9 protein-coding genes are annotated in these 11,724 nt (G+C 38.6%); 6 read left to right on the forward strand and 3 right to left on the reverse strand.

Going from position 1 to position 11,724, the window contains the following annotated elements; genetic code table 11:
• Positions 1 to 3: 3 nt before the first annotated feature.
• A complete protein-coding gene (locus BI291_RS00575) occupies positions 4 to 1,353 on the reverse strand; it encodes an anti-phage deoxyguanosine triphosphatase (protein ID WP_074495381.1) in 1,350 nt (449 codons plus the stop codon).
• 394 nt (positions 1,354 to 1,747) lie between these two features.
• Between BI291_RS00575 and BI291_RS00580 the strand changes: the two genes are divergently transcribed.
• Positions 1,748 to 2,485 carry an ABC transporter substrate-binding protein gene (locus BI291_RS00580; protein ID WP_074495383.1) on the forward strand — a complete coding sequence of 246 codons (738 nt, stop codon included), beginning with the start codon at positions 1,748 to 1,750 and terminating at the stop codon, positions 2,483 to 2,485.
• 63 nt (positions 2,486 to 2,548) lie between these two features.
• Here BI291_RS00580 and cmoB read toward each other — a convergent pair whose 3' ends face one another.
• The gene (cmoB, locus tag BI291_RS00585) at positions 2,549 to 3,514 is read right to left on the reverse strand and encodes a tRNA 5-methoxyuridine(34)/uridine 5-oxyacetic acid(34) synthase CmoB (RefSeq protein WP_074495385.1); all 966 of its coding nucleotides are present in this window, start codon (positions 3,512 to 3,514) and stop codon (positions 2,549 to 2,551) included.
• A 9-nt stretch (positions 3,515 to 3,523) separates the two neighbouring features.
• On the reverse strand, positions 3,524 to 4,258 hold the full coding sequence (cmoA, locus tag BI291_RS00590) for a carboxy-S-adenosyl-L-methionine synthase CmoA (protein ID WP_074495388.1): 735 nt from the start codon (positions 4,256 to 4,258) through the stop codon (positions 3,524 to 3,526).
• Between the two features lie 143 nt (positions 4,259 to 4,401).
• On the opposite strand from cmoA, the gene BI291_RS00595 reads away from it, so the two are divergent.
• From BI291_RS00595 to ruvB, 5 genes are all read left to right on the forward strand, one after another.
• Complete coding sequence (locus BI291_RS00595) at positions 4,402 to 7,248, forward strand: transporter substrate-binding domain-containing protein (RefSeq protein WP_074495390.1); 2,847 nt, start codon at positions 4,402 to 4,404, stop codon at positions 7,246 to 7,248.
• 103 nt (positions 7,249 to 7,351) lie between these two features.
• Positions 7,352 to 9,133 (forward strand): aspartate--tRNA ligase, encoded by a 1,782-nt coding sequence (gene aspS, locus BI291_RS00600; RefSeq protein ID WP_074495393.1) that lies wholly within the window; start codon positions 7,352 to 7,354, stop codon positions 9,131 to 9,133.
• Between the two features lie 112 nt (positions 9,134 to 9,245).
• Positions 9,246 to 9,773 carry a crossover junction endodeoxyribonuclease RuvC gene (ruvC, locus tag BI291_RS00605; RefSeq protein WP_074495394.1) on the forward strand — a complete coding sequence of 176 codons (528 nt, stop codon included), beginning with the start codon at positions 9,246 to 9,248 and terminating at the stop codon, positions 9,771 to 9,773.
• An 87-nt stretch (positions 9,774 to 9,860) separates the two neighbouring features.
• Positions 9,861 to 10,478 (forward strand): Holliday junction branch migration protein RuvA, encoded by a 618-nt coding sequence (gene ruvA / locus BI291_RS00610; protein WP_074495395.1) that lies wholly within the window; start codon positions 9,861 to 9,863, stop codon positions 10,476 to 10,478.
• 11 nt (positions 10,479 to 10,489) lie between these two features.
• Positions 10,490 to 11,497 carry a Holliday junction branch migration DNA helicase RuvB gene (gene ruvB / locus BI291_RS00615; RefSeq protein WP_074495407.1) on the forward strand — a complete coding sequence of 336 codons (1,008 nt, stop codon included), beginning with the start codon at positions 10,490 to 10,492 and terminating at the stop codon, positions 11,495 to 11,497.
• Positions 11,498 to 11,724: the final 227 nt, after the last annotated feature.

The raw sequence follows: 11,724 nt of genomic DNA on the forward strand, positions 1-11,724 counted from the left end.
GCTTTAATTATTTGACCATGAAAGGGGGGTGTGATCTTGAGGAATAAACAATGATTGATAAAGCTTGGTGGCAAAATCATCAGTCATACTAGCAACGTAATCAGCAATCACGCGATGTGGATTTTCTTCCTCACGTAATGCTTTTAGGTATTGTACTTTAGCTTGATTAGGCAGTAAACGCTCAGGATCAGAAGACAATGCTTCAAATAATTCCATGACAATTTGTTGTCCGCGATACTCAACTTGCTGTATTGCAGGTTGCTTAATAACAAATTGATAAACGAACCCTTTAAAAATGTCTAAAACTTGTTCCGCTATTTTCGGATGTTTAGCGTTGTAACGTAACAATGGCTCAGTAAATGTAGTGCTTTGATCTGTATTTAAATCAACGAGTTCTATCGCAGTAATTAAGTAATTTACTAATGAGCCAATGGCTTCTTTTTGTAAGTGATGCTGCGTACTAAAAAGTTGTTCGGTTAATTGAAGGCTGATTTGTTGCAACCATTGATCATCTAATTGTTGTAGTTTTTGAACGACATGTTTCTCAAAATCATTTTCTTGCACGACACCTGTGGCTATTGCATCTTCTAAATCGTGTATTCCGTAGGCGATATCATCGGCAAGTTCCATCATTGAACAATCTAACGATTTATAATGTGTTTTGAGGTGTTTATTTGCCGATGGCGCAGCACATGATTGAAATAATTCTCTGTCTTGTGACGATAGTGGTGCTAATAACCAATTGATAGAAGATGTGTCATCGTTATATAGCCCTTTCGGCGGATGCCAGTCGCTTGCTTTTAACTGACGAAATCGTTGCGGTGCCTCAGGTGATTTTTTTGCGGTTAAGAGATCTAACGTTTGTGGATATTTAACCAATCCTAATAAGGTTCGCCGAGCTAAATTCATACCATAACCTTCACTGAATGGCTCTAAACGTGAAACAATACGAAAGGTTTGACCGTTACCTTCAAATCCGCCATGGTCTCGCATCATAAAGTGTAAGGCAACTTCACCGCCGTGACCGAAAGGTGGGTGACCAATATCATGTGCTAAGCACAATGCTTCAATTAAACTGTCTTCCTGCGGGAATAGCTGTTCAGCTAATGCTGGATACTTTGCCCGTAACTGTGCACTGATACCCGAGCCTATTTGTGCGGCTTCTAAAGAGTGAGTAAGACGAGTTCGATAAAAGTCACTTTGGCCACTGCCAATGACTTGAGTTTTGCATTGTAAGCGACGAAAAGCAGCAGAATGTAAAATACGTGCACGATCACGTTGAAATGGGCTTCGGTGATCGTGACGGCGTTTAACTACGGAAGAAAATTGTCGTTCTGACCAGATATCATTCATACATAGCCTTTGTCTAATTGTTTGATAAAACTCTGAAAATTAGCTTATTATACCAATTCGCATAAATATTCGGTCATTCAGCGAGAATTAAACGCTCTGAACTGACTTAATCTTTATGCGAATTGGTATTATGTACATGTAACTTGAGCGTTGGCAACGTTTTGTTATCGTTAAAAGGCTTTAAGTCTTTCATTTACTTGTAAAACACATTTTAGTTTATACTACGGGTGTTATTTATTGTTGATAATGACGGAGTAATTTGTTCAATTAAACGAGTTTCATGTCGATATAGCGATACATTGGTACAACATTGTCGAAATTTTTCTGTCATATTTACGCGGTAATGTAAACTCAATTTTTGATGATAGTATGTGGTTTTTATTTGGGAGTTGGAATGCGAATTAAACATTGGGTAAGTGTTGCTGTATTATCCTTTAGCTTTTTATGTTCTATGGGTGTTTCCGCTAAAAAAGTGTCAGTTATTGCAAGCTTACCTAAACCACCTTTTATTATTGAAGAAAATGGTAAAGGCCTACAATTAGAATTGATGCGAGAGGCTTTAGCGCATTACAATATTGATGTTGAGTTTTATCATGCCCCAGGTGGACGAAATATTACTGCTTTTCAACGTCTTAATGCCGATGTGATTTTAAACGTTCGGCCTGATTATCAATACCCAGCATTATATTTATCTAAGCCTTATGTTAATTACCAAAATGTAGCGATTAGCTTAGCTGAAAATAACTTTATGTTTAATAGCGTGGAAGGGTTAACAAATAAAGTGGTTGTTGCGTTTCAAAATGCTAAAAGATATTTAGATCAAGATTATAATTCAGCCATTGATTATGTTATTGATTACAGAGAAATACCTGACCAAAAAAAGCAAGTTGAAATGCTATTTTTACGACGCGCTGAAGTGATCATCATAGACATTGCTATTTTTAATTATTATCTAAAACACTTCAGTAATGACCTGTTAGTTAAACCGCATAAAGTACATTACCTTTTTGAAAAAAGTACTTTTTCAGCTGCTTTTAAGTCTGAAAAATTACGCGATGATTTTGATAAAAGTATTGATACGATGCGAAAAAATGGCAGATATCAAAAAATAATTAACCAATATATTCAATAAAATAAATGGAATGTTGCAATTGTTATCGTATTTCAATGTATCCACTAACACTGATTAATTTGTTTATTTATTAGCAATGAAAATCGCGCGTTTGGGAGCAGGGTAACCTTCGATGGTTTTGCTATTATCGTTAGGGTCAAGAAAGTCTTGTAACGATTCTGTATCAATCCAATCGGTTTTACGTTGTTCTTCTACGGTAGTAATATCGGCATTTACCACTCTAACGTTACTAAAACCACATCGCTCTAACCACGCACACATTGCTTTTGCACTGGGTAAAAACCAGACATTGCGCATTTTCGCGTAACGTTCTCCGGGTACTAGTACGGTATTTTCATCACCATCAACAATTAAGGTTTCTAACACTAATTCACCGCCTTTTACCAATTGTGCTTTTAATTGATATAAAAAATCGATAGGTGAACGTCTATGATATAAAACACCCATTGCAAATACCGTATCAAAGGCTGCTAATTCAGGTAAATCTTCAACGCCTAGGGGTAAAAGGTTCACCGAAGTATCTTTAGCAAAATGCTGAATAGCTTGAAACTGCATGAAAAACAGTTGTGTTGGATCAATGCCAACGACAAATTTTGCACCTGATCCTTTCATTCTCCACAAGTGGTAACCACTGCCACAGCCGATATCAAGCACATATTTATCTTGTAAATTACTGATGTGAGGGTATAGGCGATCCCATTTAAAGTCGCTACGCCATTCAGTGTCAATATGCAAACCATGAAGATGATACGGACCTTTGCGCCACGGTTTTAATTTTTTTAATAAATTTTCTGCTCGTTTATATTCGCCTTCATTGATATCACTCTTTTCACCAATCTTTACTTGCGAACTAAAATCGATAATCGAAGGTGATGTGTTAGGAAGTGCTTCAAGTGTTTTTTGCCAATGAGAAAACTCACCATGCAATTGTTCTTTTTGCCAACGTGCAAGTTGCTGGGGCAGTGAAGTAAGCCAGGGCGCTAATTTATTAACGGCTATTTGTTGGTAAAAAGAGGCAAAATAATTCATAAACGTAACTTATTTAATCGCGAACAGTGAAAAGAAATTGTAGCACTGAAACCACGTGCTACTTTGTGAAAAGCCTGTGTTGGCAAGTCGAAGATGGTGATCTTCTAAAGAATCTGGCTTCATTACATTTTCAAGTGCAGTACGCTTTTGCGCAATTTCAAGATCGCTATACCCATTGGCGCGCTTAAAGTCATGGTGTAAGTCAATGAGCGTTTGGTTACAGGCATTGTCAGGATGAATAAATTTATCTGAGATAACTAATATGCCACCCGGGGTTAAACCATCAAAAATGGTTTGTATTAGTTGAGCTCGTTTGTCTGGATCAATAAATTGCAGGGTGAAATTAAGCACTACCATAGAAGCATTTTCAATGTGTATCGCAAGTACATCATCTTCGATAATTTCTACAGGAGTTTCCCCTTTAAAGGCAAGTACGTGTCTACGACACCTATCCACCATCGCAGCTGAATTATCTACGCCAATAATGCGACAGCCTTTAGTTTTTATTCCTTGGCGCATTGCTAAAGTGGCCGCACCTAAAGAGCAGCCAAGGTCGTAAATATTAGTGCTTTCAGTCACATATTGTTGGCTAAATTGGCCAATTGTATCAATAATAGTATGATATCCCGGTACGGAACGAGATATCATATCGGGGAATACTTCGACAACGTGCGCATCGAAAGCAAAATCTTTTACTTGGCGCTGCTTGTGAGAAAAAATAAGATCAGGTTTTGACGGTGTCATGTTACTTTTAAATGGTAATCTAAAAAACTGTGATTATTTTAACTTAAAAACGCAAATGAATGAACTTGAATACGATAAACTCTTTGGACATCTTCGAAGTTTTTCACACGAAAAAGCATTAGCTAATAGATAGGAGCTAAAATTTGTTGAGGTATTACACATTTTTATGCTGGCTTTTACTGGGTTTATTTATTGTTAAAAATGAAATTGTTTTTGCCGCTTCATTTAATGACCGTGTGATCACAATCGCGGTAAATAAAACCTCTTACCCGTATCACTTTCAAAATAATCAAGGTGAAGCGGCGGGCCTAACCGTTGACTTATGGCGTATGTGGGGCGAAAAGCAACAAGTTGATATTGTTTTTCGCCTAATGACTTGGTCAGAAACATTATCACAAGTTGATAACGGCTCTATTGATATTCATGGCGGGCTATCAAAAACACGACTTCGTGCAAAAGAGTATGATTTTACCAGTGATTTTTTTCAGCAAAAAAATTATATCTATATACATCGCGATTACCATGTTCGTGAAATTGATAGCTTAAAACCGTTTACTATTGGTGTGGTTCGTCATTCAAGCTATGTTGATTTTATCACTGAACAATACCCTGAATTAGTGCTGAAGTTTTACGATAACCGTTTTGATGTATTTAATGCTGCGTTAAAAGGTGAAATAGCGGCTTTTGCAAACATTGATAGAATTTCAAATAACTACCCTAAATATCGGGAATTGAGTCAACTATTTCCAGCTTATAAACGATTGTTGTTTCATCAAGGTGGTTATGCATCGGCAGTGAAAAAAGGTAATTCTCAATTACTTAACTTTATTGAACAGGGAATGAGGAAAATTTCCCGTGAAGAGCGTTCAGCCATTGAGAAGAAATGGCTGGGTATTGATAAAAAAACAAACAACATAGTGTTACTTTTTTCTCCTGAATTCGCACCTTTTATGACGGTTTCCTCTTCCGGAGAACCACAAGGGTTATTTATCGATATGTGGCGTTTATGGTCTGAATATACTGGCCAAATTATTGAGTTCGTTCCACAGTCATTTGAAAACGCCAGCGAAATGCTCACCAGTGGCGGGGCGGATATTCATATAGGTTTTCCAGATTTGAGCTTTACTCGTGGCAACTTAACCATGTACCCAGAACTACGTACCGCGATGCAAGTATACCAAGCTGATATCAAATGTTATGTGCATATTAACAATAAAAGGCCTGCCACTTCAGCTGATTTAGCAGGGAAAAAACTAGGTGTTTTTCAAATAATACCGAATGTAGAAAACATACGACTATTATTTCCAGAAAATGAACTGACCTTTTATCAAGACTTTAAAACCATGATTCAACAAGCTGAAAAGGGCGAAATTGATGGCATAATCGGCGTGAAAGACATTATGGAAGCCCGATTACAAGTAGCGAACGTACAGCATGACTTTTATGCATTACCAGACTCTTTATTAGGCGCCAATATTTATGCGGTTACATCGAAAAAGAATAATCGGTTAATAGAGATCATTAAAAATGGTTTTGAACTCATTCCAGAAGAAGAGTTAATTAAACTTGAACGCCGATGGTTAAACAAAGACAGCAAAGGCTACTTCAAGCTAAATAAACAACGAGCGCAATTAAGTAAAGAAGAAGACAGTTGGTTATCTCAGCAAAACAAAATACGTATGGGGATTAATAAAAACTGGGTGCCGGTTGAGTTTATAGATGAAAATGGCCAAGTTCAGGGGATTAATATTGATATTAACACCCTTGTTGAGCAACGAACAGGACTTAACTTTACCTATGAAGTTTTCGATAACTGGCAACAGATGCTTGAGGCGCTAAAACAACAAAAAATTGATATTGTCGCAAGTGCAACAGAAACTCCAGAACGTAGAAAACATATTATATTTACAGACTCCTACTGGGATATGCCTTGGGTGATCATTCATCAGAAGCAGCAAGGTGAAAGGCAACAAATAGAAGATTTCTATGGGCGAGAACTAGCCATTGTTAAAGGTTACCACCTTATTGAAAAAATTCGAAAGGAGCATCCTACTATCTCTTTACGATTGGTAGATAATCATGAAGAAGGACTACTTGCTGTGCAAAATGGCATTGTGGATGGCTTTGCAGAAAATATCGCATCGGCGTCTGAATTAATTCGAAGAGACAGTTTGGTCACCTTATCCATGTCTGTTCTTGAAGATTTAAACATCGATGAAAATAACTATGCGATCCGTAAAGATTGGCCAATCTTACGTAGTATTATCAATAAAGGTTTAGCAACTATAACGCCAGCTGAGAAAAAACAAATATATGAGCGCTGGTTTGAAATTAATATTGAAACCGGGCTTGATAAAAGTGTGGTATTACGAGTGTCGTTACAAATAGGTGCGATTATTGTGATCGTGATCATCGCCTTTATTTTATGGAATAGAAGACTCTATAGAGAAGTAAAAATACGTAAAGCCCTAGAGGAGAAAATGAAACATATGGCGACGCATGATGAGCTTACAGACTTGCCGAATCGCCTACTGTTAAAAGATCGAATAAACCATGGCATTAACTATCACCGTAGGCAAGATAGAACCATGGCAGTCTTATTTATTGACCTTGACGGCTTTAAAACAATCAATGATACCCATGGGCATGATGTTGGTGATGAGTTATTAATACTGGTTGCCGATAAACTATCGGGTTGCGTGCGTAAGTCAGATACTGTGGTTAGGTTCGGCGGAGATGAATTTGTCTTATTATTGACGGGTTTACACCATAAAAATGAAGCGGCTTTTATTGCTGAAAAAGTATTGAAGTCAGTGCAGCAACCCTTTGAGTTATCTGTTGGTGAAGTGCGAATTGGTTGTAGTATTGGTATTGCGATGTTTCCAACCGATGGTGAATCTGAAAGTGATTTACTCAAAGTCGCGGATACGTTGATGTACCGCGTAAAAGCTGCGGGTAAAAATCATTATATTTTTAACACGGATAATTAAGTGACATTCACGCGTAAATCTATATAATTGGCGGCAATTTTTTCCGTAAAAATGGTTATCGGTATTGCGGTAACTAAAGTTCAAAAATTCAGGATTTAACTATATGCGTACGCTGTATTGTGGTGAGGTAAATGAATCTCATATTGGTCAAGAAGTTACTCTTTGTGGGTGGGTAAATCGTCGTCGTGACTTAGGTGCGGTGATCTTTTTAGACTTACGAGATCGCGAAGGTATCGTGCAAGTTGTTTATGATCCTGACTTGCAGGAAGTGCTTGAGAAAGCAAATACCTTACGAAATGAATTCTGTATTCAAGTGAAAGGTAAAGTACGCGCACGTCCTGAAGGACAAATTAATAAAGATATGGCGACCGGTGCCATCGAAGTACTAGGCCTAGACGTCAATATTCTTAACCGTTCAGCGCCATTACCACTTGACTCTAATCAAGAAAACTCTGAAGAAAATCGTCTTAAATATCGTTATTTAGATTTACGCCGTCCAGAAATGACAGAACGTTTACGTTTTAGAGCAAAAGTGACTGCAGCGGTACGTCAATCTCTAGAGTCTCAAGGCTTCATGGATATTGAAACGCCTATTTTAACTGCGGCTACGCCAGAAGGAGCGCGTGACTATTTAGTACCAAGTCGCACACATAAAGGCAGTTTTTTTGCATTACCTCAATCACCACAATTGTTTAAGCAATTGCTGATGATGTCGGGAATGGAACGTTATTATCAAATCGTAAAGTGTTTCCGTGATGAAGACTTACGTGCAGATCGCCAACCAGAATTTACGCAAATTGATATTGAAACATCGTTTATGACTGCCGACCAAGTGATGGAAGTTACTGAACGCATGATTCGTGAGTTGTTTTTACAATTGCTTGATGTCGATCTTGGTGAATTCCCACGTATGCCATACAGCGAAGCAATGCAACGTTTTGGTTCAGATAAACCAGATTTACGTAATCCACTCGAAATCGTTGACGTAGCAGACATTTTAAAAGAGGTAGAATTTAAAGTGTTTTCTGGCCCAGCGAATGATGACAAAGGTCGTGTTGCGGTTATACGCGTACCTGAGGGCGCAAGTAAGTTTTCTCGTAAAAATATTGATGAACTGACTAAGTTTGTCGGTATTTACGGCGCTAAAGGCATGCCTTGGTTAAAAGTTAATGATAAAGCTGCTGGCCTTGAAGGTTTGCAGTCACCAATTCTTAAGTTTCTATCTGAAGACGCCGTAACTGCATTGCTCGAACGAGCAAACGCAGAAACTGGCGATATTATTTTCTTCGGTTCAGATAGCTACAATGTGGTTACTGAGTCATTAGGCGCACTACGTTTGAAACTTGGTGAAGAACTTGGTTTAACTACAGACGAGTGGAAACCATTATGGGTTGTTGACTTCCCTATGTTTGAAGAAGCCGACGGCAATTTACATGCTTTGCATCATCCATTTACAGCACCTACTAATTTAACACCTGAAGAATTAGAAGCTAACCCAATTGGTGCGCTTTCAAATGCCTACGATATGGTGTTAAATGGCTGTGAGCTTGGTGGTGGTTCGGTGCGTATACATGATCAAAAAATGCAAGCAGCCGTATTTCGTATTCTTGGTATTAGTGATGACGAAGCAAAAGAAAAATTTGGATTCTTACTTGAAGCCCTACAATATGGTGCGCCACCTCACGCTGGTTTAGCGTTTGGTTTAGATCGTTTAGTGATGTTAATGACAGGGGCAAGTTCGATTCGTGATGTAATGGCATTTCCAAAAACGACAACTGCAGCATGTCCTTTAACTAATGCTCCGGGTCAAGCAAATCCAGAACAATTGAAAGAATTAGGCATTCAAACGGTTGTTCAAGTGGCTGACGAAACAGCTGGCGAATAGCTTAATTATTAAGTATTAAATGACGAAAGCAAATGATGCAGTTAAAGTCATACTTTAACTGCATTTTTTATGTAAATCGTGCTTACTATAAGCAAACGGGTTAGGAATAACATTGGCGATTATATTAGGAATTGATCCTGGTTCACGCTTTACGGGATACGGTGTGATCGAACAGCAAGGTCGTACAATAACTTATCTTGGAAGCGGCTGTATTAAAGCCATTGCTGCTGGCGATGACTTAGGTGATCGTTTACAAACGATTTATGCGGGGGTTAGCGAAATAATATTACAATTTCAACCCACGATGTTTGCGATAGAGCAAGTGTTTATGGCTAAAAACCCAGATTCGGCGTTAAAACTTGGCCAAGCAAGAGGCGCTGCAATTGTGGCAGCAACAAGTGCAGAGCTAAAAATTGCCGAATATTCTGCAAGGCAAATTAAACAATCCGTCGTTGGCACTGGCGGTGCAGATAAAATGCAAGTTCAGCATATGGTTAAGTCGATTCTAAAGCTGCCCGCTACACCACAAGCCGATGCAGCAGATGCGTTAGCGGTTGCGCTATGCCATGCCCACAGTCATGACTCAATAAGCAAATTGTCTGGCCAGGCGACTAAAATGGTACGTAGAAGATTAAGATAACACTTTACTGTATAAATATATAGTGATAAGGTTTGCGACTAAGATTTATGAATTTAAATAGAACATTAGTTAAATAGGATTGCTGTAGTGATAGGGCGTTTGCGTGGAACATTAATTGAAAAAATTCCTCCTGAAATATTGATTGAATGTGCAGGAGTAGGTTATGAGGTTACCATGCCGATGACCAGCATTTATGCCTTGCCAGAGCATGAGCAGCAAGCGACAATTTTTACGCATTTCGTTGTCCGCGAAGATGCGCAATTACTCTATGGTTTTGCGAATAAAACTGAACGTAAGCTTTTTAGATTACTCATTAAAATTAATGGTGTTGGCCCTAAATTAGCTTTGGCAATTTTATCAGGTATGTCTGCTGAGCAATTTGTTAGTTGTGTCGCCCATGATGATCTATCGACCATTGTTAAAATACCTGGTGTTGGTAAAAAAACTGCAGAGCGCTTGCTGATAGAAATGCGTGACAAATTAAAAGATTGGCATACTGATACAGACACTACTAGCTTCTCATTAACCGCAGATAATATTTCAACTAGAGCTTCAGATGCACCTGATACTAAAGGCGATGCAATCAATGCGTTAGTTTCACTTGGTTATACAAGTGCGCAAGCGAGTAAAGCGGTAAAAGCAGTTCATCAGCAGGGTATGGATAGCGAAGCCATCATACGTGATGCATTAAAATCAATGTTATAAAGAGAAGCAGCATGATAGAAGCAGATCGCTTGATACAACCGGTGGCAACGAAAGAAGATGAAGGCATTGACCGAGCCATACGTCCGAAATTACTTAATGATTATACGGGGCAAGCGCATGTAAAAGCGCAGATGGAAATTTTCATTCAGGCTGCTAGAAACCGTGAAGAAGCACTTGATCACCTGCTCATTTTTGGCCCGCCAGGTTTAGGTAAAACAACGCTTGCCAATATTGTAGCAAATGAAATGGGTGTGAATATTCGCACCACGTCAGGTCCTGTGTTAGAAAAAGCAGGCGACTTAGCTGCGTTGCTTACTAATTTAGAAGAAAACGATGTATTATTTATTGATGAAATACATCGGTTAAGCCCTGTGGTTGAAGAAGTATTGTACCCCGCCATGGAAGATTACCAACTAGATATTATGATTGGTGAGGGGCCTGCGGCGAGATCTATCAAACTTGATTTACCGCCTTTTACGTTAATTGGTGCAACTACCAGAGCAGGTGCCTTAACTTCACCATTAAGAGACAGGTTCGGTATTGTTCAACGGTTAGAGTTTTATAATAATCAAGATTTAACAGATATTGTTAATCGTTCTGCACATTTCTTAAATTTAAACATTGATAACGAAGGAGCGTTTGAAGTAGCGAAGCGCTCGCGTGGCACACCGCGAATTGCTAATAGATTACTACGCCGAGTTCGTGATTACGCCGATGTTAAAACACAAGGCCAAGTTGATCAAGGTATAGCACATCAAGCCCTTACTATGCTTGAAGTAGATAATGAAGGCTTCGATATAATGGATCGTAAATTATTAGAAGCAATTATTGATAAGTTTAATGGTGGCCCTGTTGGTTTAGATAACGTTGCTGCAGCCATAGGTGAAGAACGCGAAACAATTGAAGATGTACTTGAACCTTTTTTAATTCAGCAAGGCTTTCTGCAACGTACCCCGCGTGGGCGTATTGTTACCGACAAAGCATACCAACATTTTTCTATAGCTCCTAAAGCACCATAATTTAAACGAGTCTCAGTGTATTTAACCTGGCTTGGGATAAGAAGTTAGCTAATCAACTGAAACGGTAAGCTTTTTATATATCACACAGTTCTAGCACGGAGTTTTTTCTTAGTACAAGGCAAATTTGTGCGGTAATAATACCAATTCGCATAAATATTCGGTCATTCAGCGAGAATTAAACGCTTTAGAGGCACGGCGTTGATTGCAGAGAATGGTTATTCAGGAGA

It is taken from the genome of Thalassotalea sp. PP2-459, from assembly GCF_001913705.1.
Lineage (GTDB): Bacteria > Pseudomonadota > Gammaproteobacteria > Enterobacterales > Alteromonadaceae > Thalassotalea_C > Thalassotalea_C hakodatensis.